This window comes from Rhizobium leguminosarum bv. trifolii WSM2297 (assembly GCF_000271845.1).
Genome location: NZ_JH719393.1, coordinates 2,029,604 through 2,053,968, shown reverse-complemented (window position 1 = coordinate 2,053,968; position 24,365 = coordinate 2,029,604). Strand labels below are relative to the sequence as shown.

The 24,365-nt window shown below is 59.6% G+C and carries 21 protein-coding genes and 4 pseudogenes; 13 read left to right on the top strand and 12 right to left on the bottom strand.

The window, feature by feature from the left end:
• Positions 1–35: 35 nt before the first annotated feature.
• Positions 36–623: an SOS response-associated peptidase gene (locus RLEG4DRAFT_RS63870; protein WP_003575499.1), complete on the bottom strand. Its 588-nt coding sequence runs from the start codon at positions 621–623 to the stop codon at positions 36–38.
• 56 nt (positions 624–679) lie between these two features.
• On the opposite strand from RLEG4DRAFT_RS63870, the gene RLEG4DRAFT_RS63865 reads away from it, so the two are divergent.
• Positions 680–1,174 (top strand): SOS response-associated peptidase family protein, encoded by a 495-nt coding sequence (locus tag RLEG4DRAFT_RS63865; protein ID WP_037093230.1) that lies wholly within the window; start codon positions 680–682, stop codon positions 1,172–1,174.
• Here RLEG4DRAFT_RS63865 and RLEG4DRAFT_RS63860 read toward each other — a convergent pair.
• Positions 1,171–1,500, bottom strand: a pseudogene (locus RLEG4DRAFT_RS63860) (DNA polymerase IV); the annotation flags it as partial. The gene RLEG4DRAFT_RS63865 and the pseudogene RLEG4DRAFT_RS63860 overlap by 4 nt on opposite strands.
• Positions 1,501–1,609: 109 nt before the next feature.
• Between RLEG4DRAFT_RS63860 and RLEG4DRAFT_RS63855 the strand changes: the two are divergent.
• Positions 1,610–2,185: a dihydrofolate reductase family protein gene (locus RLEG4DRAFT_RS63855; protein ID WP_003575503.1), complete on the top strand. Its 576-nt coding sequence runs from the start codon at positions 1,610–1,612 to the stop codon at positions 2,183–2,185.
• 211 nt (positions 2,186–2,396) lie between these two features.
• On the opposite strand, the gene RLEG4DRAFT_RS63850 is transcribed toward RLEG4DRAFT_RS63855, so the two are convergent.
• From RLEG4DRAFT_RS63850 to dinB, 3 genes are all read right to left on the bottom strand, one after another.
• Positions 2,397–2,780, bottom strand: a complete 384-nt coding sequence (locus RLEG4DRAFT_RS63850; RefSeq protein WP_037093234.1) for a type II toxin-antitoxin system VapC family toxin — start codon at positions 2,778–2,780, stop codon at positions 2,397–2,399.
• Positions 2,777–2,977, bottom strand: coding sequence for a type II toxin-antitoxin system VapB family antitoxin (locus tag RLEG4DRAFT_RS63845; RefSeq protein ID WP_003575508.1), 201 nt, complete (start codon positions 2,975–2,977; stop codon positions 2,777–2,779). Before RLEG4DRAFT_RS63845 ends, RLEG4DRAFT_RS63850 begins: the two co-directional genes overlap by 4 nt.
• A 416-nt stretch (positions 2,978–3,393) precedes the next feature.
• Positions 3,394–4,482, bottom strand: a complete 1,089-nt coding sequence (dinB, locus tag RLEG4DRAFT_RS63840; RefSeq protein WP_003575510.1) for a DNA polymerase IV — start codon at positions 4,480–4,482, stop codon at positions 3,394–3,396.
• 215 nt (positions 4,483–4,697) lie between these two features.
• On the opposite strand from dinB, the gene RLEG4DRAFT_RS63835 reads away from it, so the two are divergent.
• Positions 4,698–4,952 (top strand): hypothetical protein, encoded by a 255-nt coding sequence (locus RLEG4DRAFT_RS63835; protein WP_003575512.1) that lies wholly within the window; start codon positions 4,698–4,700, stop codon positions 4,950–4,952.
• 131 nt (positions 4,953–5,083) lie between these two features.
• Here RLEG4DRAFT_RS63835 and RLEG4DRAFT_RS63830 read toward each other — a convergent pair.
• The 3 genes and pseudogenes from RLEG4DRAFT_RS63830 to RLEG4DRAFT_RS63820 form a co-directional block, all read right to left on the bottom strand.
• Positions 5,084–5,265 (bottom strand): annotated as a pseudogene (locus RLEG4DRAFT_RS63830) (iron ABC transporter substrate-binding protein); the annotation flags it as partial.
• Between the two features lie 282 nt (positions 5,266–5,547).
• Positions 5,548–6,561: an inorganic phosphate transporter gene (locus tag RLEG4DRAFT_RS63825; protein ID WP_003575513.1), complete on the bottom strand. Its 1,014-nt coding sequence runs from the start codon at positions 6,559–6,561 to the stop codon at positions 5,548–5,550.
• Positions 6,561–7,202 (bottom strand): DUF47 domain-containing protein, encoded by a 642-nt coding sequence (locus tag RLEG4DRAFT_RS63820; RefSeq protein ID WP_003575515.1) that lies wholly within the window; start codon positions 7,200–7,202, stop codon positions 6,561–6,563. The genes RLEG4DRAFT_RS63825 and RLEG4DRAFT_RS63820 overlap by 1 nt, the downstream gene beginning before the upstream one ends.
• Positions 7,203–7,477: 275 nt before the next feature.
• Here RLEG4DRAFT_RS63820 and RLEG4DRAFT_RS63815 point away from each other — a divergent pair, with 275 nt between their 5' ends.
• Both RLEG4DRAFT_RS63815 and RLEG4DRAFT_RS63810 read left to right on the top strand, forming a co-directional pair.
• Positions 7,478–7,993 (top strand): NUDIX hydrolase, encoded by a 516-nt coding sequence (locus RLEG4DRAFT_RS63815; RefSeq protein ID WP_003575517.1) that lies wholly within the window; start codon positions 7,478–7,480, stop codon positions 7,991–7,993.
• 385 nt (positions 7,994–8,378) lie between these two features.
• Positions 8,379–8,562: pseudogene (locus RLEG4DRAFT_RS63810) on the top strand (hypothetical protein); the annotation flags it as partial.
• Positions 8,563–8,591: 29 nt separating this feature from the next.
• Here RLEG4DRAFT_RS63810 and RLEG4DRAFT_RS63805 read toward each other — a convergent pair.
• Positions 8,592–9,770 (bottom strand): MFS transporter, encoded by a 1,179-nt coding sequence (locus RLEG4DRAFT_RS63805; RefSeq protein ID WP_003575519.1) that lies wholly within the window; start codon positions 9,768–9,770, stop codon positions 8,592–8,594.
• 494 nt (positions 9,771–10,264) lie between these two features.
• Between RLEG4DRAFT_RS63805 and RLEG4DRAFT_RS63800 the strand changes: the two genes are divergently transcribed.
• The 7 genes from RLEG4DRAFT_RS63800 to RLEG4DRAFT_RS63770 all read left to right on the top strand — a co-directional run bounded on the left by RLEG4DRAFT_RS63800 (position 10,265) and on the right by RLEG4DRAFT_RS63770 (position 21,329).
• Positions 10,265–11,026: an ImuA family protein gene (locus RLEG4DRAFT_RS63800; protein WP_003575521.1), complete on the top strand. Its 762-nt coding sequence runs from the start codon at positions 10,265–10,267 to the stop codon at positions 11,024–11,026.
• The gene (locus RLEG4DRAFT_RS63795; RefSeq protein WP_085061878.1) at positions 10,947–12,461 is read left to right on the top strand and encodes a Y-family DNA polymerase; all 1,515 of its coding nucleotides are present in this window, start codon (positions 10,947–10,949) and stop codon (positions 12,459–12,461) included. The genes RLEG4DRAFT_RS63800 and RLEG4DRAFT_RS63795 overlap by 80 nt, the downstream gene beginning before the upstream one ends.
• Positions 12,461–15,724, top strand: coding sequence for an error-prone DNA polymerase (locus RLEG4DRAFT_RS63790; RefSeq protein WP_003575527.1), 3,264 nt, complete (start codon positions 12,461–12,463; stop codon positions 15,722–15,724). Before RLEG4DRAFT_RS63795 ends, RLEG4DRAFT_RS63790 begins: the two co-directional genes overlap by 1 nt.
• 549 nt (positions 15,725–16,273) lie before the next feature.
• Positions 16,274–16,582 carry a DUF1778 domain-containing protein gene (locus RLEG4DRAFT_RS63785; protein ID WP_003575529.1) on the top strand — a complete coding sequence of 103 codons (309 nt, stop codon included), beginning with the start codon at positions 16,274–16,276 and terminating at the stop codon, positions 16,580–16,582.
• Entirely contained in the window at positions 16,582–17,124 is a 543-nt protein-coding gene (locus tag RLEG4DRAFT_RS63780; protein WP_003575531.1) for a hypothetical protein, read from the top strand. The genes RLEG4DRAFT_RS63785 and RLEG4DRAFT_RS63780 overlap by 1 nt, the downstream gene beginning before the upstream one ends.
• 581 nt (positions 17,125–17,705) lie before the next feature.
• Complete coding sequence (locus RLEG4DRAFT_RS63775; protein ID WP_037093238.1) at positions 17,706–18,086, top strand: hypothetical protein; 381 nt, start codon at positions 17,706–17,708, stop codon at positions 18,084–18,086.
• A gap of 216 nt (positions 18,087–18,302) precedes the next feature.
• The gene (locus RLEG4DRAFT_RS63770; RefSeq protein WP_003575534.1) at positions 18,303–21,329 is read left to right on the top strand and encodes an alpha-mannosidase; all 3,027 of its coding nucleotides are present in this window, start codon (positions 18,303–18,305) and stop codon (positions 21,327–21,329) included.
• Positions 21,330–21,402: 73 nt separating this feature from the next.
• Here RLEG4DRAFT_RS63770 and RLEG4DRAFT_RS63765 read toward each other — a convergent pair whose 3' ends face one another.
• Complete coding sequence (locus RLEG4DRAFT_RS63765; RefSeq protein WP_003575536.1) at positions 21,403–22,326, bottom strand: LysR family transcriptional regulator; 924 nt, start codon at positions 22,324–22,326, stop codon at positions 21,403–21,405.
• Positions 22,327–22,483: 157 nt separating this feature from the next.
• On the opposite strand from RLEG4DRAFT_RS63765, the gene RLEG4DRAFT_RS63760 reads away from it, so the two are divergent.
• Positions 22,484–23,320, top strand: coding sequence for an alpha/beta hydrolase family protein (locus tag RLEG4DRAFT_RS63760; RefSeq protein WP_003575537.1), 837 nt, complete (start codon positions 22,484–22,486; stop codon positions 23,318–23,320).
• A 4-nt stretch (positions 23,321–23,324) separates the two neighbouring features.
• Here RLEG4DRAFT_RS63760 and RLEG4DRAFT_RS63755 read toward each other — a convergent pair.
• Together RLEG4DRAFT_RS63755 and RLEG4DRAFT_RS63750 are read right to left on the bottom strand one after the other, a co-directional pair.
• Positions 23,325–23,547, bottom strand: a pseudogene (locus RLEG4DRAFT_RS63755) (TetR family transcriptional regulator); the annotation flags it as partial.
• Between the two features lie 177 nt (positions 23,548–23,724).
• On the bottom strand, positions 23,725–24,138 hold the full coding sequence (locus RLEG4DRAFT_RS63750) for an AAA family ATPase (RefSeq protein ID WP_245277929.1): 414 nt from the start codon (positions 24,136–24,138) through the stop codon (positions 23,725–23,727).
• Positions 24,139–24,365 lie beyond the last annotated feature (227 nt).

The following is a 24,365-nucleotide window of genomic DNA, read 5'->3' as shown; positions in this document are numbered from 1 at the left end:
ATCCAATCGCCGCTCTCTTCGGACGGTATCGGGATTCAACCGACCTGTTCCACCGTCAACGTCCCCGCTGAAAGCGGCTTGATCAGGGACTTGGCTGAGACGGTTGGATCGAGCCATTCGGCCCATGCATTCCGCTCCAGGATGACGATCTGCCGATCGTGATAGGGTGCGATGTCCGGTCCCGGCTCCATCGTCAGCATGGTGAAGGCGTGGCCCATCTCCGGCGTTTCACGCCAGATGCCGGCGATGCAGAAGATCGGCTCGTCCTTCTTGGTGAATAGCCACTTGTCCTTGCGCTTCTTTTTCGGTTCCGTGGGATTGGTGAACTCGTAAAAACCGTCGGCGACGATCAGGCAGCGATTGGACGTGAACTCCCGGCCTTCCGACCTGAAATTATACACCGGCCGCTTGTTCGGCCCGGGCCAGCTCCAGCGCCGCTGTACGAGCTCGGCGTCTTGTGCGCCGTCGATCGCTCTGACGATGGGACCGATATCGGTGATCTTGATGTCCTCCCTTGCTTCGAGGTTCGGAATGCCTTCACCGAAGCGGATCTTGATCTTCAGGTCAGCGAAGTCCTTGGCGATCGAGGCAGCATCCACCATCAGCCGATAATCATTGCACATGCGTCCTCCATTTCAGGCTGGTTGCTTCGAAAGCGTGTTCCTGATATGTTCTATATATGATGAGCGCGAAGGTTTTCCAGTCCGACGCCCCGCTCGACGAGCGCCGCGTCATCATAAGACGCCATGATGGCGATGTGGAGATGGTGGAGCTGCCCTGGGGGCTGCGCCCCCGCAACGGCGGTCCACGTGCGGTGAACGTGGTCCGATCGGAAGGGCGAGTGTTTCCGACGCTCCGCTGCCTGGTGCCGGCATCTGAGTTTCGCCACAAGAACTTCAGCTTCTCGCTCGCCAATGGCGACTGGTTTTATTTCGCCGGCATCTGGCGGCAGGCGACCGATGGTTGGCCGGAGGCCTATGCCATACTGACGATCGAGGCGAATGCCGATATTGCGCCATTTCACGACCGACAGATGGCGGTGCTGACACGCGACCAATGCATGGCCTGGCTCGACGGTCTTCTCCCCGAAGACGAAATCCTGCGGCCGCTGCCGGCGGGTACATTCCGCGTCAAGCACCACTACGCTCCCGCCCAGCCGATGCTTGCGGTCTAAAGCGCTAGTCGCAACTGCGGCTCCGTCCCAGAGGCCCGCCGTTCCAGCGAGGACAGGGCGACGCCGAGCAGCCGTATGCCTTTTCGCGGCGGAAAGTTCGGCGTCAGCAGGCTGACGGTGTCCTCAAGATCGGCGATCATCCTCAGAGGTGCCGCAACCGTCTTGCCGCGGGTGATATGGTGGAAGTCGGCGTTTGATCTTGAGCGTCACCGTCTGGCGCCGATCCCATTGACCTCGCAATAAGCTCACACCTTTTCGATCAGCGGCTGAGGCCCTTCAAGGGCCGGTTCAAAGGCAGGGAGGTCTTGTGAGAAGATATCCTCGGCACGCTGATCGCCGCCCGCGACGAGCTATTTCGTGGCCCAGATGTAGAGTTGACCGACACCCATTCGTCATGAAGGCGTAACCTTAACCGATCGGTCACGGAGAACGCAAATGACCAAGGTCGCTTTCAATATCAGCATGTCGCTCGACGGCTTCATTACCGCAGGAAACCAGACCAGGGAGGAACCACTCGGCAAGAACGGCGAATTTCTTCATGAATGGTTCTTCAGCAGCGGTGCAGAGGGCGATACATATGTGCAGCGCCTCACCAGCAATGTTGGCAGCGTGATCTGCGGGCGCAAATGCTATGACGACTCGATCCCATACTGGGATGAGAACGGGCCGACGGGGCCGTTAAAGCTGCCGCTTTTCGTCGTCACCCGCCGGCCGTTACTCGCCTCGCACAGCGCTGGAATCTATCACGCGGCTGGGACAATTCCCGACGCGGTGAAGCAGGCGAAGTCGGCGGCCAGAGGCAAGGATGTGAGCCTCATGGGCGGAGCCGACGTCTTTCGCCAAGCACTGGCCGGCGGGTTTGTCGACGAGATCGAGTTGCATATCGTGCCGGTGCTCTTTGGTGCTGGGACTCGCCTGTTCGACACGCTGCCCAATCAGATCAAGCTTGAGCCCACCAGCATGCTCGACACGCCACCCGCTCGGCATATCGCCTATCGCATTGTGAAGTAAGCGAACGCGACCAGCCCTGTTGGACTAAGGTCCAATCCATAAATACCTTTCACGCCACTGGCACTGAAATAGTGGGTCAACGGTCTCGCACGGCGGGGGTTTTCGAGGCGTCCGGCTTGTTGCCGTTCTGGAGAAGAAGATCGCATAATGTATCGATCGGAACTCTGGGCTCAGGCGGCTGACGACCAGCGTGGGTGCTTCGATACAGCATTTAGTTTCGCGCGTTGGCAGGGGTGTGCAGTGAAGCCCCCGCCTTTTCGGCCGCTGCCCGCAGACGCTTATCCCTGGTCCATAAGACCGCTCGTTGATCGAGGAGGACTGAGGCCATCAAGTGGGCATCTGTGTAGCCAATGCCCATACTAAAAATGGCGTGGCGATCAATCATCCTCATAACTTCGTCGTGCGTAGCGACGAACGCTTCGCGCTGGGCCGCCAGGAAAGCTATCACGCTACTGCGATCCCGAAGGCTGCCAAGTGCGAGCTCTCCGATTACGGATGGATGGCATAAGAGACGGTCGTCCTCAATAATCCTACGCAGCTCTGAATCGGCATGCCGGAAATGATCGATCCAGATGGAAGTGTCGGCAAGTATCACTTGGCAGGTGCGCTCCGGCGGCGTGGGGCTGCCTCCGCATCCGGCATAGTTCCGCCGAGCGCGATCAGGCGTTTTCCCGACTCCACACGAACAAGCGTCTCCAACGCTTGGCGGACCAGAGTGGCGGTTTCTTTCGTGCCCGTCAGAAATCTAGCCCTTTCCATGAGGGTGTCGTCGAGATTGATGGTCGATCGCATCGTTTGGCTTCCTGATTATGGTGTTATGGATAGCACCATTTGGTGATAAAATCTACGCCTGATCTCCACTCCAATACGTCGGCCGTCGGATGTGCCAAATCTAGCAGTGAGATATTTTGCCGCAGGCGCGCGAATTCCTTGTCCCATCGACTGCACGATTGTGGAATGGCGGGGTCGGTGGTTCGCATCCCTTCAAGGCGAGCAATTGCACAGCCGCTTAGTCATCGCTACCTTCGGGGCGTACCGGTAGCGGGTCATGACTTCCTCCTGTCCGGCACCTCGCGCACTTCACTCCTGGTGGTGAAGAATCGGAGGCCTTAACATGACGCTTCATCCCACGAACGGGCAGCGACGATCATGTACGAGGGATACATTGCCTGCTTGGATGCCCGTGCCTGGAAAGCGATGCTCGCGGTCTAAAGCGCTAGTCGCAACTGCGGCTCCGTCCCAGAGGCCCGCCGTTCCAGCGAGGACAGGGATACGCCGAGCAGCCGTATGCCTTTTCGCAGCGGAAAGATCGGCGCGAGCAGAAAGTCGACGATATCCTCGAGATCGGTGATCCCCGGCAGCGCTGCGGGAACCGTCTTGCTGCGGGTGATCTGGTTGAAGTCGGCGTATTTGACTTTGAGCGTCACCGTCTTGGCGCCGATCGCATTGGCCTCGCAATAAGCCCAAACCTTTTCGATCAGCGGCTGAAGCCCTTCGCGGGCTGGCTCGTAGCTATGGAGGTCCTGGGAAAACGTATCCTCGGCGCCAACGGATTTGCGCACGCGGTCCGGCTTGACGCGGCGCTCATCGATGCCGCGGGCGATGCCATAGAAATAGGGTCCCGACTTCCCAAAATGTTCGACCAGAAATTCAAGCGTCTTTTCCTTGAGGTCGGCGCCGGTGTCGATCCCGAGCCGATGCATCTTTTCGGCCGTTGCCGGGCCGACACCATGGAATTTCTTGACGGGCAGAGCCTCGACGAAGGCCAGTCCGTTCCTCGGCGTGATGACAGCCTGGCCGTTCGGCTTGTTCAGGTCGCTCGCCATCTTGGCGAGGAACTTGTTATAAGAAATCCCGGCCGAGGCGTTGAGGCCGGTGACTTGCTTGATCTTTGCGCGGATCTCCAGCGCGATCTCGGTGGCGATGTCCATGCCCTTGAGATTTTCGGTGACATCGAGATAGGCCTCGTCGAGCGACAGCGGCTCGATCAGCGGTGTGTATTCGGCGAAGATCTCGCGGATCTGCTGGGACACTGCCTTGTAGACATCGAAGCGGGGCGGCACGAAGATCAGGTCCAGGCATTTGCGCTTGGCTGTCACCGATGGCATCGCCGAATGGACGCCGAAGGCGCGTGCCTCGTAGCTCGCTGCGGCCACCACGCCGCGGGCCGCAGATCCACCGACGGCGATCGGTTTGCCGCGCAATTCCGGGTTATCGCGCTGCTCGACCGACGCATAAAATGCATCCATGTCGACGTGGACGATTTTTCGGACTGGGGATAAGCTCAGGTCATTCATAGCGGCTCAGCGATCGCGACGAGATCGGCTTTCGCGCCGAAACAAAAAGGGAACATAGCAGGCTTTCGCGCGATATCAACTGTTTCGGTGGGCGCCTCGTCGCGGCTCGCGAAACTACCGGTACGGCATCGGCGCCGCTCACCGCCTTTCCTTCCTGCTTTCACTATTGGCGGGAATCGTGCGATGATTGCTCTGTCCTACCGACCGGAGCTGCCGTGAGCCCCAACACCCATAACCGCCTTGTCCTGGACTTCATGGCCATGCGCGCCAAGAAAGTCACTGACAGCGTGCCGGTCGATACCATCATGGACTATGGAATCGACAAGGGGCTCAGCTTGGACCAAGTGGAGGCCGCGTTAATTCACGCCAGCAATCAGGAGTGGATTTTGCTGGTCGGGTCGAATGTGCATCTGTCGCAAGCAGGCTACGCGGCGATTGGGCCTGCGAACGACAACTCGCTTTCCCGCTAATTCTCTCGCAGTGGCGCTCAGTCGGAGCTGTTGCCTTCCGCGCTTTCATCCGACGATTTCTTGACGATGAAGTGGGGGGCAAGGCCACAAAACTGAAGTGCGCGGTCATGCGGACGCCGCCGTTCAGGGCATCAGGTGGCGGTGGCGCCGATTTCGCGATCCCAGCGTTCCAGCATTGCCTTGCGCTTTGCCGGGTTCCATAGGTCTTAAAGTCTCAGCCGATCGGCTTGATGTCCTCGAAACGCGGCGGCGTCTCCGTCGGAATGACCGCGCTCTTGGAGGGCGGCTGGAAGGAATTTGCATCCTTCATGCGGAAACCGACGACAAGAATCTCCGCTATGCAGCCAGTCTCCCAGGCGCCGCCCCCTCACACTCAAAGCGAGGTTAGCCATGAGAGATAGCCGTCGCAGCTGGACACTGATCCGAGCGCGGTCGCGTTGACCTACTGCCCCCGGAATCGGATCGAGAACGGCTTCTTCGGACTCGGTTGGCTGGCCGGGCTTTCCCCGGACGCCGCCCCCGGCCCCGTGCAGATTTCGCGCATGGCAGGCTGTGACTTGCCAGTGCTCTCGCCCTCCTTCTATGACGAGAGATTCTAAAAAAGCCTGCTCAAAACCGTCACGAGCCCAAACGAGAGTGCCGAAATGATCGCCGCAGCGGGTAGGGTAACAACCCATGCGACCACGATATTGCCCGCCAGGCCCCACCGGACCGCAGAGACCCGCCTTGCAGCGCCGACGCCGATGATGGCGCCGGTTATGGTGTGGGTTGTCGAAACGGGGATGCCGAGCCATGTGGCGCCGAAGAGCGTCAGAGCGCCGCCCGTTTCGGCACAGAAGCCTTGCATCGGGTTCAGCCTAGTGATCTTCGAACCCATCGTATGAACGATGCGCCAGCCGCCGAACAGCGTGCCGAGGGCCATTGCGGCCTGGCATGAAAGCACGACCCAGAGCGGCACATGAAAGCTGCCGCCGAGATAACCCTGCGAGTAAAGAAGCACGGCAATGATACCCATGGTCTTCTGCGCGTCATTGCCGCCATGGCCGAGAGAATACAGCGATGCCGACAGGAATTGCAGGAAGCGGAATGATCGATCGACGGCAAACGGTGTCTGCCGGATGAAAGTCCAGGTTACCGCCAGGATGAGAAACAGCGCTAGAAGAAAGCCTATCATCGGCGACATGACGATTGCGGCAGCCGTCTTGAGAAGCCCGCTCCAGACAATCGAGCTCAGCCCTGTCTTGGCAAGGCCTGCGCCGACGAGACCGCCGACCAGGGCATGGGAGGAACTCGACGGAATGCCGAATATCCAGGTCAAGACATTCCAGACGATAGCGCCGACCAGGGCCGCGAAGATCACCTGCGGGGTGACAATCGCCGGATCGATAATGCCCGTTCCGAGCGTCTCGGCCACATGTAGCCCGAAGAACAGGAAGGCGATGAAATTGAAGAAGGCTGCCCACAGAACCGCATATTGCGGCCTTAGAACCCGCGTCGATACGATTGTCGCTATCGAGTTAGCCGCATCGTGCAGGCCGTTGAGAAAATCGAATAACAGAGCGACCCCGATAAGGCCGACCAGCAGAGGAAATGCGAGAGTGGCATCCATCAGACATTCTCGATCACGATGCCGCTGATCTCGTTGGCGACATCTTCGAAACGGTCGACCACCTTTTCCAGCTCGCCATAGATCTCGCTGCCGATCATGTAGGCCATCGCATTGTCGGCACCGTGCCGGCGAAACAGGTCTTTGAGCCCCTGCTCGTGGAGCTCATCTGACCGGCCCTCAACGCGCGTCACCTGCTCGACAATGGCTGACAGTCGCGGTGCATTGGCGTTCATGCGATCAAGCAGCGGGATTGCCTCCGCAACAAGATTTGCGGCCTCGACGATAGTCTTGCCCATCTCCTGCATGCGCGGATCAAAGCTGCTCTGCTCGAAGAGCCGAATGGTCTTAACGGTCTTGTGCATCATGTCGATCGCATCGTCCATGGATTGAATGAGATCCTTGATGTCTCCACGATCGAAAGGGGTGATGAAACTTCGCCGGACCGCCAGCATTACTTCGCGGGTGATATCGTCCGCCCGGTCTTCCAATCGAACGATCGTTTCGCATTGATGCTCGATCTCAATGCCCGACAGCAACCTGTCTAACGCTTGTGCGGCTTCGACGATCGTCTTGGAATGTTGCTCGAAGAGTTCAAAAAACCGGTCTTCGCGTGGCATCAACCTTCGAAACCAACCCAGCATTAGAACCTCGCGATTTTTTGCTCTGCACTATAGACGACGACAGCGGACCGTCATCCGGGACAGCCGTGTCCTAACCTCTATCTCCTTGAAGAGAAAGGGGTCGATTCCGATTTGTGACAGATTTATGACAATCCCGCCTTGAAAAAGCAGTATGCTTGAAGGCATTGTCACTCAGCTATGGTTTAGCTGGTTCAATGTGAGCTTCACCTTCGCTTTGCCGCCCGGGAGATCAATATGCCTTCAGCCAAAAGCTCAGCCAGCGCGCGGCGGCTAAAATGAATGCCAAGAAAACCAGATCATACCTCAGCCGGTTGGCAGCCGGGGCCGAACAGCTGTTTCGGGGAGAAGCGATGGAGCAGTTTGCCGCTATCTGCTACCGGAGAATTGACGAAAACGCGGTCCAGGTCCTGTTGATCACATCTCGCGACAGCGGCCGCTGGGTCATCCCCAAGGGCTGGCCTATCAGTGCGCTGTCACCGCACCAGGTTGCCGAGCGCGAGGCTTGGGAAGAAGCCGGCGTGATTGGAAAGGCGAAAAAGCGCCCCTTTGGCTACTATACCTATATCAAGACACTCGACACCGGTGAACGAGTTCCGTCCATAGTCCAAGTCCATCTTTTGGAAGCTAAAAAAACGGATGAAAACTTCCCGGAGGAAAAGCAACGAAGCAGCCAATGGCTCTCACCGTTCGAAGCTGCTGGTCTCGTTCGCGAGCCCGAACTTAAAAGCTTGTTAAAGAAGGTCGAAAAGGCGATCGCGAGGTCCCGTCAAGCCGATATTAAGAAGAGCTAAGGTCTCCAAGGGCGCGGGGTGAGCACGTCCGCGCCAGGTAAATGGCGACAACGTCGCTGCCGAGCAGTTGCGTATCGGCTATGGTCCCTGAGCATCGCCCGGCCCGCGTCCGGCAATGGACAGGATCCGCTTTGGTACTAATATCCTGACTGGTTGACTGGCCTGGACCTCGCAGCCTGTTCATCCTGAAGCAGTGCAGCGGCGAGCGCATCTATCATGTGCCGGGCCAGGAGTATTACGAGGCTTCGGGCGAGAGCATTGCTTCGCCGCTTCAGCGGCACTGCCTAGATACAGTCACGCTCTTCAAATTCGCTTGCCGGCCCATCCGAAAGACCGCGCTGCGCCATGAAAGTCATTGACAACGGGCCGGTCGATCGAGGCGCCGAAGGGCATGATGTTCATTACTATCGGGGACGAGACGGGCATCGCCAATGTCTTCGTCTGGCCAAAAACTCGCGCCGGGTGGTGCTCGGCGCCAGCATGATGGCGATCAACGGTAAGATGCGGCGGGAAGGGGAGGTGGTTCACCTCGTCGCGCAGCAGCGTTCGATCTCTGGGCCGATCTGTCCCGGAAACCGGCAGCACAATCTGTCATCTATTAAACGCTCCGGACAGTCGCAACGCTACCGCCGCTGGCGGCCCGGCGCGTCGCAAGCGCCTTGACCGAAAAGAGCGCGTAGATGACCAGCGGAAGGCAGACGAGATAGGAGGTCCTGATGCCTGCATGTTCTGCAATTAAACCGAGCAGCGGCGGCGCCAGGAAAAAGACCACGAAGGTCATCTGGCCGAGAGCGGCGACGTTGAGATGTGCCGCGCGATCAGTGCGCTGGGCCGCCGCCGAGACGGCCAGGGGATAGACCGCGCTGCAGCCGGCGCCCATCAAGGCGAAGCCCGCCAGTGCAACATAGGCATGCGGTGCGCCCCAGACGGCGCAGATGCCGATCGCGGAAAGAACAAGCAGCATCGTGGCGACGGTCCGCGCGCCAAACCGATCAACCAGCGGATCGACGAATAGGCGCGCCAGCGCCATGCAAAAAGTGAAAAGTGTCAATCCCAGTCCGCCGATGAAGGGCTCGACTGAAAACACGTCGCGCATATAGATCGCCGACCAATCGATCCCGGCACCTTCGACGAGAAAGGCGCCGATGCCGATTACGCAGAGCGGCATTAGCCCCCAGGTAGGAAGCGCTAGCAGCGGCGCCTTGCCCTCGTCCAACGTGATCCGCGCTGGCGCATTGCGCATGCCGGCGATCGCCCAGATGCCGATGGCAAGGACCGCGACAAAGGTCACGGCGAGATGTAGCTGCATAGAAATACCGGCTTGGCGCACGACCGAAGAGACAAGCGCCGTGACGAAGAAGCCGAGGCTCCAGAAACCATGGGCTCTGTTCATCACGCCGCGTCCCAGCTGCGCTTCGATGCGGTCGATCTCGACATTGAGATTTATCTCCAGCGCGCCGGCGAGTAGCCCCTCGACGAAAAGCACACAGAACACGGCTGGCGCACCACCGATCCATGGGACAAGCGAAAGCAGCGCAGATGTGCCGAGAACTGTAATAAACGCCGTCGCCCGCGCGCCGAGCGCGGCGATCAAGGGCGAAGACAAAGTCAACGAAATCAAGGCGCCGATCGCAGCCCCTATCAACGTCAACCCGAGTTCGGACTTATCGACGCCAAGCGCAACCTGCAAATCCGGCATCCTCGACAGCAGCGCCCCCAGCGACACGGCGAAGAGAAAGAAGCAGACATAGATCCGCTGCTGCGGCGCAATTTTCATGATGCAACTCCGGGGATTGACGCGTCGAAGCAAAACACGCGCTTTTGGATCTGTGATGAATACCTCACAGGGCAGGAGATCAAAACTTGTTTTTGTGGGCTGCGGCAGACCTGGCGTCTTCCAACCCCTGCGCGCGCTCGACGGGCTTGACCTCAGCGACTTCCATCGGGTTACCCGCCAAACGGGAAATATATTCAATATGCCAGCCTTTTGCTTGCCGCTCAGCTCGCCACAGCGATCGCGCAGTCTATTGATCAAGGTAAGCCACAGGCGCTGCCGCTAGGTCCTAGATCGTTCTAAGGCGCCCGTCGCGGCATGCGAAAAAAATTCCTAATCGGTCCATCGATTTGAATCCGTTCATGGAATCCTTCGCGCCCGCCGCGCGCTCAACTTGCGCGTGCTAAGCGCGCATTGACTCGTTTTCGCTTTGAGAACAAATACAGAACATATGTCACCTCTTTTCAAGTTAAAAACGGTTTGCCGTAAAGGAGATCATGACTACAGCCGTTGCCACTTCGAACGCCGTTCTCGACGAGCTGCGCGAGAAAATCGCCAGCCTGGAAGGAGCAGGTTCGCGCAATCGCAGCGTCCTGCCGTTCGGGATTGGCGAGATCGATGCGCAGCTGCCGGGAGGAGGTTTGGCCCATGGCGCGCTGCATGAAGTCGCTGGCGGCGGAAACGGCGTGATCAACGGCGCGGCCGCGGCCCTTTTCATCGGCGGCATCGCCGCCCGCACCACCGGCAAGGTGGTCTGGTGCCTCACCCGCTTTGATCTGTTCTTTCCAGCGCTCGCCCAGGTCGGGCTTCACCCCGACCGCGTCATCTTCGTCGAGTGCGACAAGGAAGAGACGGTGCTAGCCAGTTTCGAAGAGGCGTTGCGTTATGGCGGTCTCGGCGCCGTCGTCGCCGAACTGGTGCGCCTGCCGATGACGGCATCGCGCCGGCTGCAGCTCGCAGCGGAAAAGTCCGGCACATTGGGCCTGGTGATCCGCCGCTGGCGACGCCAGACCGAAGCCTCCGACTTCGGCATGCCGACCGCTGCGGCAACCCGCTGGAGGATCTCGGTTCTGCCGTCCGAGCCGCTCCCGGTGCCGGGCGTCGGCCGCGCACGCTGGCTGGCGGAGCTGATGCGGGTGAGATCAGGCGAGGGAGGAGAATTTATTATCGGAGCATGTGATGCCCAGGGTCGTATCTGTCTTTCTTCCGACCTTGCCGATCGACAGGATCAGGCGGGCCGATCCTTCGCTCTCTCCTGACACCCCCCTCGTGGTAATCGCGAGGAGCGGCTCGAAGCGATGGATTGCCGCGGCCGACCGGGCAGCGCTCAAACTTGGCCTTCGTATCGGTATGCCGGCCGCCAAGGCGCAGGCGCTGGTTCAGGGCCTGGTGATGATCGATGCCGATCCGGCCGCCGACCTCGCAGCGCTCGAACGGCTGACGCTCTGGGCCTTGTCGCAATACTCCCCCGTGGTTGCCATGGATCCTCCCGACGGCCTCGTCATGGATACCGAAGGCGCTGACCATCTTCAGGGTGGCGAAGATTTGATGCTATCAGGTCTGGTCAATCGCTTCCGTGCCCGCGGTCTCACAGCGCGAGCGGCGATCGCCGACACCTGGGGCGCGGCGCATGCACTTGCCCGGTCCACGGATCGCGAGACGATCATCATCGGCCGCGGCGGGACGGCCAAAGCCGTGCACCATCTGCCGCTGTCGTCATTGCGCCTGCCTGCCGAGATCGTCGCAAGCCTCCGCATACTCGGTTTCGCCACCGTCGGCGATCTGGCGGCCACGCCGCGGGCGCCCCTGACCCTGCGTTTCGGGCCGGAGGTCGGAAGGCGCCTCGACCAGATGTTCGGCCGGCTTGCCGAGCCGATCGATCCGATCCGGACGGCGGATCTCATCGAGGTCCAAAAATCCTTCGCCGAGCCGATCGGGGCACCGGAAACGATCGAGAAGTACGTCAGCCGGCTGGTGCGGCAGCTCTGCCTGGAGCTCGAGAAGCGGGGACTGGGCGTACGGCGTGCCGACCTTATCGTCCATCGCGTCGACAACACGCTTCAATCGCTTCGGGCGGGCACTGCCAAGCCGGTGCGAGACATCGCCTGGCTGACAAAACTCTTCCGCGATCGGATCGAGAAGATAGAGCCTGGCTTCGGCATCGAGAAATTGAGCCTGGCCGCCATTATTGTCGAACCGCTCGTCGACGTGCAGTCTGCCTCCTCCCTGATCGAAGAGCAGGTGACCGATGTGACGCCGCTGATCGACGTGCTTGGGAATCGCGGCGGCCAGCGGATTTTCCGTGTCACGCCAGTGGCAAGCGACGTGCCGGAGCGCAGCGTGCAGCGCATCGCGCCGACTGCCGACGAGGATGGCGCCACCTGGCCGCTCCATTGGCCGAGGCCGTCCCGGCTGCTGCCGCATCCGGAAGCGATTGAGGTGATTGCGCTTCTGCCCGATCATCCGCCGGTCTCATTCACCTGGCGCGGCAAGCGGCGCCGGGTGAAGCGCGCCGATGGCCCGGAGCGGATTTTTGGCGAATGGTGGCAACGCAGCTCCGAATGGGCCGCCGTTCGCGATTATTTTGTCGTCGAGGACGATGCCGGTGAACGCTTCTGGATTTTCCGCTCCGGTGACGGCGTCGAGGCGAACACCGGATCGCGCAAATGGTTTCTGCACGGGGTGTTTGCGTGATGCGCTACGCCGAACTGCAGGTCACCACGCATTTCTCCTTCCTCAGGGGCGCCAGCTCGGCGCAAGAGCTGTTTGCGAGCGCAAAGCTGATGGGTATCGAAGCGCTCGGCATCGTCGACCGCAATAGCCTGGCCGGTATTGTCCGGGCGCTGGAGGCGTCGCGCGCCACCGGCCTGCGACTGGTCGTCGGCTGCCGGCTTGATTTGGCTGACGGCATGTCGATCCTCGTCTATCCCACAGATCGCGCCGCCTATTCCCGGCTGACAAGGCTGTTGACGCTCGGCAAAGGCCGGGGCGGGAAAGCCAAATGCATCCTGCACCTCGATGATGTGGCACTTTACTCGGAGGGATTGATTGGTGTGCTGGTTCCGGACATGCCGGACGAGACCTGCGCCGTGCAGCTGAGGAAGATGGCCGAGGTGTTTGGTGATCGCGCTTATGTCTCGCTCTGTCTGCGCCGCCGTCCGAACGATCAGCTGCGGCTGCATGAGCTGTCGAACCTGGCGGTGAAGCATCGGGTAAAGAGCGTGGTCACCAACGACGTGCTGTTTCATGAGCCCGGCCGGCGGCAGTTGCAGGATGTCGTCACCTGCATCCGCACCGGCACCACCATCGACGATGTCGGCTTCGAGCGCGAGCGGCATGCCGATCGCTTTCTGAAGCCGCCGGAAGAAATGGCGCGCCTGTTCCCGCGTTACCCGGAAGCGCTGGAGCGAACCATGGAAATCGTCGAGCGCTGCAGGTTCTCGCTCGAGGAGCTGATCTATCAGTACCCGGAAGAAGCGCTGATCCCCGGCATGACGGCGCAACAGTCGCTGGAGCACTACACCTGGGAGGGCGTCAAGACGCGCTACCCGGAAGGGCTGCCGGCACATGTCGAAAAGACGATCCGCCACGAACTCGCTCTGATCGAGACGATGAAATACGCTCCCTACTTTTTGACGGTGTTCTCCATAGTCCGTTATGCCCGGTCGCAGGGCATTCTTTGCCAGGGCAGGGGATCTGCAGCCAATTCCGCGGTTTGTTACGTGCTCGGCATTACCTCGATCGACCCCGAAACAAATGACCTTCTCTTCGAAAGGTTCGTCTCCCAGGAGCGCGACGAGCCGCCCGACATCGATGTCGACTTCGAGCATGAGCGGCGGGAGGAGGTGATCCAGTGGATCTACACGACCTACGGCCATAACAAGGCTGCACTTTGCTCGACGGTCACACGCTACCGCGCCAAGGGCGCCATTCGGGACGTCGGCAAGGCGTTGGATCTGCCCGAGGATCTGATCAAGGCGCTTTCCTCCGGCATCTGGTCCTGGTCGGAAACGGTCGGCGAGAGCCAAGTACGCGGCCTCGGCCTCAATCCCGAGGACAGACGTCTCGCTTTAACGCTTACACTTGCCCAGCAGCTGATGGGAGCGCCGCGGCATCTCGGCCAGCATCCCGGCGGCTTCGTTCTGACCCGCGACAGGCTGGACCACCTGGTGCCGATCGAACCGGCGGCGATGGTCGACCGCCAGGTCATCGAATGGGACAAGGATGACGTCGAGGCGCTCAAAATGATGAAGGTCGATGTCCTGGCGCTCGGCATGCTGACCTGTATGGCCAAGGCCTTCGCCTTCATCGGCGAGCACAAACATCAGGATCTCGATCTCGCGGCGATCCCGCAGGAGGATCCCCCGACCTATGCGATGATCCAAAAGGCCGACACCTTGGGGACGTTTCAGATCGAAAGCCGCGCCCAGATGTCGATGCTGCCGCGCATGAAACCGAACACCTTCTACGACCTCGTCATCCAGGTGGCGATCGTCCGCCCCGGGCCGATCCAGGGCGACATGGTCCATCCCTATCTCCGCCGGCGCGAAGGCAAGGAGAAGGTGGAGTACCCGACACCCGAACTGGAGGCGGTCCTTCACAAGACCTTGGGCGTGCCATTGTTTCAGGAATCGGCGATGAAGGTGGCGATGGTCTGTGCGGGGTTCACCGGCGGCGAGGCCGACCAACTTCGGAAATCCATGGCCACCTTCAAGTTTACCGGCGGGGTCTCGCGATTCCAGGACAAGCTCGTATCGGGGATGGTCCGGAACGGCTATCCAAGAGAGTTCGCCGAAAAGACATTCAAGCAACTGGAGGGTTTTGGCTCCTACGGGTTCCCCGAAAGCCATGCCGCATCCTTCGCGCTGATTGCCTACGCCTCCAACTATTTGAAGTGCCATTTTCCCGACGTCTTCTGCGCGGCGCTCTTAAACTCGCAGCCCATGGGCTTTTACGCCCCGGCGCAAATTGTCGCCGATGCCAGGAAGCACGGCGTGGAAATCCGCCCGATCTGTATCAACCGCTCGCGCTGGGACTGCACGCTCGAGGAGGTGGAGAGTACCGGCCGGCATGCGGTGCGGCTCGGCATGCGCCTGGTGCGGGGATTGGCGACCGCCGACGCGGCGCGTATCGTCGCCGCGCGCGCCGACGAACCCTTCACCTCGGTGGACGACATCTGGCGGCGGTCCGGGGTGCCGGTTGCCTCTCTCGTCGAGCTTGCCGAAGCCGATGCCTTCCTGCCCTCATTTCAGCTCGAGCGAAGGGATGCACTCTGGGCGATCAAGGCGCTGCGCGACGAGCCTCTGCCGCTATTCACCGCCGCGGCGGAACGCGAGGCGCGGGCGATTGCCGAGCAGCAGGAGCCGGAGGTCGAACTGCGGCAGATGACCGAAGGGCACAACGTCGTCGAGGATTACAGCCATACCGGCATGACACTCCGGCAGCACCCGTTGCAATTCCTGCGGGGCGGCTTGACCAAACGCCGGATCGTCGCCTGTGCCGAGGCAATGACGGCGCGTGACGGGCAATGGCTGATGGCGGCCGGCCTGGTGCTGGTGCGGCAACGACCGGGGTCGGCGAAGGGCGTGATGTTCATCACTATCGAAGACGAGACTGGTATTGCCAATGTCGTCGTCTGGCCAAAACTGTTCGAGCGCTCGCGCCCCGTGGTGCTCGGCGCCAGCATGATGGCGATCAACGGTCGGATCCAGCGGGAAGGGGAAGTGGTTCACCTCGTCGCCCAGCAGCTATTCGATCTCTCGGCCGATCTGTCGGGTCTTGCCGGGCGCGACGGCGCATTCCATCCGCCGACTGGTCGCGGCGATGAGTTCGCCCATGGCTCACCCGGCAGCCCGGATTCACGCGAAAAAGCGCCTCCAGGGGTTCGGGCCAGGGATCTGTTCCTGCCAGATCTCCATATCGATACGTTGAAGATCAAGAGCAGGAATTTTCAGTGATGCTTCGGGCAAACGAATGGGTGCGCGGTTCAATTCCTCTCAGCCGCAAGATCGAAGCGGGAGATTATTTAAGAGGGCTTATCTTAGCGCCCTCCTTATTTAAATAAAGTGCACGGGGTTTAAATAGCGGCTCAAAACCGTACTCGCGCGATGTCTGACTCCGAACCTAATCAGCGTGGCCGCTTCGTCGAGACGTCCGTTGCGGACGAATGGGTGCGGGCATTCGTGCCTTCGCGGTTCATCCATGACCTTTTCCAGCAAATCCGTTTTTGACCGCCGGACAGCTCGCCCAACAGACAGTCCTATCCGCGCAAACCGTAAATGCAGCGTTGACTGACTTAGCTAGTACGTTCGGTATCTCGACGGGCGTGCCTCAACCGACGATGAGCCGGTGGCGTTCACCAAGATGTGCCTGCAGGAACCAAGGACGTTGCGCAACGTTTCGTGCCAGTACGCACACCCGACGTACAAAATCCATACATCAACTTGACGGGTACGTCATTTGGACGTACAGATAGCCACACTGTTACACCAGAATAGGAGGCGAGTATGCTTGCTTTCAAGGACATGACTGCCGAAATCGATGAACCAAACGACGCACGTATGGGCTTCCGTACAAAGGCCCGCATCAAGGCGGCAATCCAACGCGCTGCTGCGCTGTCCGGTGTAGACGACTCTGCTTTTACGATCAACGCTGCTTATCAATCCGCTATGACGACGATTGCCGCTCATGAACGGACCCTTTTACAGCCAGCCGATCATGCTGCGTTTTTTGCTGCACTGGACAACCCGCCAGAGCCGACAGATAGCCTTAAGGCTGCTTTCAAGCGTCACAGCGAGGCTGTCGTTTCAAAATAATGCCGCAAAACGAAGCGCCAAAGCCAATCATCGAGCCGCTCGATCCCTCAAAACATGATCGGGCGGCTTTTTCTTGCGGTATTGAGCAGGTAGACAACTTCTTTCAAAAGACTGCAAACAAGCTTCAGAAGGGCGACAATCTTCGTGTTTTCGTGATGACGCAAGACGGAGGCCCGGTGATGGGCTTCTACGCAATCAATAGTCACGCTATTGACTTTACAGATCTCCCGAAAAGGTTCGCGCGCGACCGGCCCGGTCATGGGTCAATTCCCGCGGCCTACATCTCAATGATCGGCCGCGACTTGAAATTCGCTGGTGAGGGATATGGCGGCGACCTGCTGATCGACTGCTTGACACGAATAGCGCGTATTTCGGATGAAATAGGTACGGCAATCGTCATGCTTGATGTTCTGGATTGCGGTGATACAGAGCGAACCGAAAGACGACTAAAGCTTTACAGAGAGTACGGCTTCCAGCCTCTGCCGACAAACCCGATGCGGATGTTCATTCCAATCGCTACGATCAAAAAGATGTTCGACTAAACCCCGCCCCTAATGGAGCTCTCGACCACTTTGCCGTAATGATTTCGTAATAAGTTTAGAAGGTGAAGGTATCGTCGAGTTCAATGTGCAGATCAATTGTGCGAAGCCAAGCCATTTCGGAACGCACGACAGCAAGAACTTCGGCGCCAGCATTTAGCTCGCGCCGTAAGGGCTGTTTTCTCAATGCCTTGAGAAATGGGGGTGAGAGCTTTTGGCTCGTATCCCGTGACGGAGGGGTGAATTGGGGCTGTGTCTCCACACGGGGCGCGGTTTCGTCAGCATGGCGCAACCAGACCATGCCGCCTACCCTCTTTGCCATGGGAGTCGACGACGCTTTACCGCTCACGCATCTCAGAATCTTGCCCGTTACTCGCGAACCGAGGCTGGAGGGAAGGGGCCAGCCGGACGTTGCGAGCTGCGCGATGGCGCAAAGGTCGTCATGACGGGGCGGTCGGTGACGCGCCATGGCCCCCATCGCCCTCCAGGATCTAGGGGCGAGGTCGATATTAGCCGCGTGGTTCGATCGACAGAACCCATTGGCTCCGCTGCGATTATGATGGATGCCAATGGCCGCAACATGATTGCGGTTGCAACAGGTGCCAATCTCGTCGCGCAATCTGATTGTGTTGAAGATGAGCTGCTTCGATGCGACTTACGTCCTGATGCCGATAGAGAACCACGCTGCTCAGATCGAAAATCTAATCAAACGAGTTTCCAGCCATCCGGCGATCCTTAATCTCGCGCCTGCCTACCGACTGGATCGCGGCCGCGTCAAAGTGCACCAGGTTGGGCGATATCCTCCCAATGTCGGAATCGCGGCGAAAACGGTGCGCGACATCGCAAAACGCGATGCCGAGTACGGCTTGCGGGGCGTGGCGTCAATGAGAAGAATCTCACGCTCGATTTTTGCCAGATGCTTCGCGACGAGCTCTATGAGCGCGTTCGCCGTGACGAGTGCGTAACCGTTGTCCTAACGTGTGAGTCTGATAAGAGCCTTCCAAGTCATGATCGGCCCGGATGGCTTTGACTTCCTGGCCTTGACTGCAAATCAAAGTTACTTAATCTAAGCATCGGCAGGACCGCTGGGAGGAGGGCCGCTTCGCAATATGTCGCACCATCTTCATCTCCCATAGTCATGACTGCGGATCATCTCTCGCTGATTTTCAATAGGATAAGCCATGCCTCTCACCGTTGCCCAACGCCTCGATCGCCTGAAAGTCCGCATCGCCGAGGTGGCGCATTGGCGGGATCGGCAAAGTTCTGTGATCGATGGATGGACATTCGAGGGTGAGCCGATCGGTCATCTTCAGGATTGGCCGCATCGCCAGGGTGTCGTGCATTTTGCCGTAAGGGCCGAGGCGCCGGATGCTTGGCCGCTCGAGGATATCCGCCTGCAGCTCGATCTCGGCGGCGAAAGCCTGATCACGCTGAGCTATCCCGGCGGCGACACGGAGACATTCGGTCTCGATCCCTATCACCAGGAATTCCCGGTCATTGGTCGCCGCTTCAAGATTATGACGGAAAGCGTCGCCCGCTTTCCGTTCGGCGAGCCGAACCGGGCGCCGCGGCTGAACAGGGCCCGGTTCATCTTGCTCGACCGCCCGGCCCATCGCCTGCATCTTCTGCTGAAGCAGGTTGCCGAGGCGATCGATGTGCTGGGCGAGCATGAAGTCGTGCCTCATTTGATGGAGGCTGCCGAGCAAACATTACGCAGCCTCGATTGGCCGTCGGATACGGCGGCTTACATCTCCCGCACCTCCGGCGCCGTGATGCAACAGAAGATCTGGGAGTTGCCGGAGCTTCAGGCAAATCCGGCGGGCTTGACGGATGAGCAGAGCGCCTCGGCTGACACGGCCTTCGAAGCGCTGACAGCGCGGCTGAAGGAACTGCAGAAGCGCTTTCCGCCGAACGGCGAATTGCTGCTGACCGGTCATGCCCATATCGACCTCGCCTGGCTTTGGCCTTATCGCGAGACGCGGCGCAAGATGCGGCGCACCTTCAACACGGCGCTGTCACTGATGGAGCGCTCCGACGATTTCCGCTTCAATCAGTCGACCGCCCATTATTACGCACAGATGGAAGAGGAAGACCCGAAGCTTCTGGAACGCATCAAAGAGAAGGTCGCGGAAGGAAAGTGGGAAACCGTCGGCGGCATGTGGGTGGAGCCTGACACCAACATGCCGACCGGCGAAAGCCTCGTCCGACAGATTCTTTATGGCCAACGCTATTTCGAAAAGACCTTCGGCACGCGCCATACCGTGTGCTGGCTGCCGGATTGCTTCGGTTTCTCCGGTGCGCTGCCGCAGATCTTGAGACAGGGCGGCATCGACAGCTTCTTCACCATCAAGGTCAATTGGAGCGAGACCAATCATATTCCTTCCGACCTCTTCTGGTGGCGGGGCCTCGACGGCAGCCAGGTGCTGACCCACACCTTCGACAATCCGATGCAGGGTTATAACGGCTTTGTGCAGGCCGACTGCTATGTGCCGACATGGAAGAATTTCCGCGGCAAGGTGCAGCATGACACCTCGCTTCTAGCCGTCGGTTACGGCGACGGCGGCGGCGGTGTGACGCCGGAGATGGTGGAGCGCGAAGTGCAGCTGCGCGATTTCCCCGCCATCCCGCAGGCGCGCTGGGGCACGGTCAAAAGCTTCTACGAAAAGGCTCATCAGACCGCTGGGGAAAAGAACCTTCCGGTCTGGGACGGCGAAATCTATCTCGAACTGCACCGAGCGACGCTGACGTCGCAAAGCGGCGTCAAGCGCAAGCACCGCCAGGCGGAGCGTGCGCTGATCACTACTGAGACCATCGGGTGTCTTGCCCATATGCTTGGCGCCGAAAAACCGAAAAGCCTCGAAGCGGACTGGCGCGTGGTGCTGAAGAATGAGTTCCACGACATCCTGCCGGGATCGAGCATCCGCGAAGTCTATCAGGATGCGGAGCAGGAACTGGGCGGGGTCATCGATCATGCCAAGGCCGAGCAGGCAAGCGTATTGCAGGCGCTGTCGGCCAATCTGCCGAAGGGTGGAGTTGCCGATGCGCTTGTTATCGTCAATCCCTCGCTTGCGCCGCGGCCTGTGAGCGCCACACTTGCCGACGGCACGGTAGTTGCGGCCGCCGATATCGTCGCCCCTCTGTCCGTTGCGGTCTTCGACAGGCAGGCGCTGCAGCCGGCGGGCGGATTGAACGCAAGCCCCGACCGCCTCGAAAACGACCATCTGAGCGTCGTGATCGGAAAGGACGGGGCGGTTGCCAGCCTGATTCACAAGGCGACGGGCCGTGAAGCGGTCGACGGTTCGGCAAACCAGCTCTGGGTCTATCCGGCCGACAAGCCGCGCAATTGGGACGCCTGGGATATCGATGCCGATTATGACGAAAAGGCCATCCGTCTCGAGGCGCCGGAAAGCATCTCTCTCATCGAAAGCGGCCCGCACCGCGCGGCGATCCGCGTCGTCCATCGATACCGTAATTCGAGCGTCACGCAGACCTATGTGCTCAGTGCCAACGCCCGCCGGCTCGACATCGAGACGACGATCGACTGGCATGACCGCCGCACCCTGCTGCGCACCCTGAACCCGGTCGATGTCAGAGCCCGAAAGGCGACGTTCGAATGCGCCTTCGGCATCGTCGAGCGGGCAACGCACACGAACACTTCCTGGGAGCAGGCAATGTTCGAGGCTGTCGCCCATCGATTCGTCGATTTCAGCGAGCCGGGTTTCGGCGTTGCGCTCCTCAACAATGCCAAATACGGCCATAGCGCCCGCGGCAATGTGATCGGCATGAGCCTGGTGCGCGGGCCGATCTATCCGGATCCGCTGGCCGACGAAGGCGAGCAGAGCTTCACCTATGCGCTGATGCCGCATGAAGGCGCCTGGCATGAAGGCGGCGTGCTTGATGAGGCGATCGATCTCAATCAGCCGCTTGTCGCGGCGGAAGCCAAGGGCCTTTCCACGGGCGCTTTCGCGCCGCTCGCCGTCAACGGTACTCCCGTCGCCTTTTCTGGCCTGAAACCGGCGGAAGAGGGCGACGGCCTCATACTGCGTCTTTACGAACCGGCCGGCCGGCGCGGCCGCCTATCCCTTGCCCTGCCCTCGGGATGGAGGGCATCGCAGCCGCTCAACATTCTCGAAGAGCCGATGGAGCGGAGAGGTCCTGCCGACATCATGCCATTTGAGATCCTGACCTGGAAGTTGCAGAAGGCCTGACGCCATCTACGCCGAGGCGTAGTGATCCGCCTCGGCGCCAGTATTCGACCAGCCGTTGGAGCGCCGTTGTGGATCACTTTGAGGCGTTTGACGCCGGTCGAAACGCGCAGGATCGGGCCGCAAAGTTTTCGACCACGAAATCCACGAAAGTCCGGACTTTCGGTGAAAGCTGACGGTTGGATGGCCACACGAGAGAGAGCGAGCCGAAGGGCGCCATAAAGGCGGTGAGGACGGGGGTCAAAGTGCCGGCTCGGATGTGTAGCTCTGCGACATAGACGGGCAGATGCGCGAGCCCCAAACCATCCTGTGCCGCTCTCAGCCCTGCGTCGGTATTGTTGAAGGTCAGGCTTCTCGGCAAAAGCAGCCGCTCATATGGTGGGCGGAATGCCCATGGCGCGATGCGGCCGCTGGATGGATATTTGAAGTGAATGCAGGCGTGCCGAGTGAGTTCATCAGGCGTCTCGGGTCCTGCATGGCGCTCGAAATAATCGGGACTGCCGCAAATGACGAAATGCTGTTCGCCGAGATGGCGGGCGATCAGCCGTCCGTCGGCAAGCTCGCCGCTGCGCACGACGACATCCAGGCCCTCCGCGATGAGGTCTATGACCTTGTCTTCGAAATCGATGTCCAGTTCGATCTCCGGAAATCGCTCGGCAAAGATGGGCAGGATCGGCATCAGAAGATGATGCCCGACGATATGGGGAACACTGATCCGCAGGCGTCCCGTCGGGCGTTCCCGGCTTTGCAAGATGGTTGCCTCGGCGTCCTTCATGTCATCGATGATGTGTTTATAGCGCTCGTAGAGGACCGCTCCTTCCGCAGTCAGGCTGATGCTGCGCGTCGTGCGGTTGAAGAGCCGCACGCTCAGCCGGCTTTCGAGACGCGCGATCGCTTTTCCGATCGCGGAGGGCGAAACTCCAGAGATGCGCGCTGCTCCGACATAGCTCTGCTGTTCGGCGGCGTAAACGAATGCAAAAACGCTTGCGAGGCTTTCCACACAGGCACCGGATTAGAGAAATTTTGTCCTTTATGTAAGGCCATAAGCAGCCATTGCTCAATATTGCGTAGGAAATATCCTTTGTTTTCGGAGCCGCAGATGTGGCGCGATGCGCCGCCGGCGAACGGTGTCTGCAAATATCAAAGGAATAAGTGGCATGCGGGACTTTGCAAAAGAATTGCCCGAGCACACGGCAAAATACATCGGAGAGAACGACCTATTTCTGGAGGTCTTTGACGGGAACAACAGTTCAGGACAGTTCGCCCGTCCGCCTCTGCTCTTCGTTCATGGCGCCTTCACCGGAAGCTGGATGTGGAGCAAGTACATTCCTCACTTCATATCCGCTGGATGGAATTCCTACTGTCTCAACTTGCGCGGCCACTACAAAAGCAGATCGGTCGATTTGACCAAGGTCGAATTTGAGGATTACCTGGCCGACATCCGGCAGGCGATCTTAGAAATCGTCGGGGAATGTGCAGTCCCACCTGTTGTGATCGGCTTCAGCATGGGAGGGATCCTCAGCCAGAAACTGGCGGAAAGCGTTAGGATTGCCGGGCTGGTGCTGATCGATTCCAGCATCTGCAGGGAAGTGCATGACGAGGTGCCGTATCCCACCATTGTCCCACCAACGCCCGGCCTCGTTGTGCCGGCGCCGGTGCGCGGCGAGCAAGGCAGCGTGGATGAAACGCTCGACGATATCGAATTCCAGCGGAAGTACCTGTCGATGGAATCAGCAAAGGCATTCGCTGCATTTTCCTTTCATTTCGGGGCGGAGGGGATTTCCATCGAAAGCGGGAAGATCACCTGCCCCAGCCTGGTCATCGCAGCCGTCAATACTGAGGCCGATGATCGTCGCGGCCGGGCGACCGCGCGGCATATCGGCGGCGCGTACTTGGGTCTTCAGGGGACGACACATACGGGTTTGCTGGTAGGGCAACGCTATTGCGAGGTCGTAAGCCGCATCATGGCGTGGTTGGCGCGCTTTGAAGAATGATCCATCAGCCCTTCAAACCGAGGCTCGCCAGCAGCCGGCCAACATAGGCTTCCATGCTGCCGACCATATCGACGCGAGCGGGATCGCGCAGCCAGAGCATCTGCAGGCCGTCCATCACGGCGATCAACCATCGCCTCGCCTTCGATCTTGGCGTCGATCGTGCCATCGGCGATCGCCCGTTCAAAGGTCGCGGCGACGTCGGTATGCATCGGGGTGGCGCGGACCAGATCTGCTAGCGGACGAGGCGGCGTGCATCGCATACCTCGCGGAGGCTTTTCGAATACAACAATGAGCTGCTCGCTCATGGCATCAGCCGGATCTTTGGCCTCGCGAGTGCGATTCTCTTTATCCGCCAGCCTTCGAATTGACAGGGTCCCTGGCCGCTGCGTCGCGGGTGAAATTAGCTAGCGAATAATTTGAATACTATCAATATTGTCCGCCGACACTTCCAATCCGTCGACAGGCTGCATTTCAAGATAGGCGATGCGGCCGGCCAACGTTTCGCCAGCCTGTTTGAGAAGATCGATGGAAGCCGAGCCGAGCAGCAGGAACTGGCCCGCGCGCCGTCCGGCTCGGCGGTTGCGATCGATCAAACCACGCAGGCCCTGGAACACGTTCGGCAGACGGTGAACCTCATCGAGGATGACCAGTTTGTCGTCATGACTCGCGAGATAGAGCTCCGGGTCCGACAGCTTAGTCCGGTCTGCCTCCGATTCCAGATCGAGATAAATGGAGGGCCGGGTTTTGCCGATATCGATGGCCAGCGTTGTCTTGCCAACCTGACGAGGGCCAAGCAGCGACAACGGCAGGGCTCTCATCAACAAGATCTAGGAGTTTGGCTTTTATTCTGCGCTCAATCATCCTTGCATTTATGGATCTTTATTCCAGAATTGCAAGGCGAGCGCCTTCCGGAAGTGACCCTGCGATTTTAATGTATTCCTTAGGGCGCTCTATCCGGGCGATTGCGACATATATCCACTGGCCGACAACGGACCCATCACCGGCTCACCGATGCGGCTCGGGTTCGCGGGCTAAGCGCAGTGCC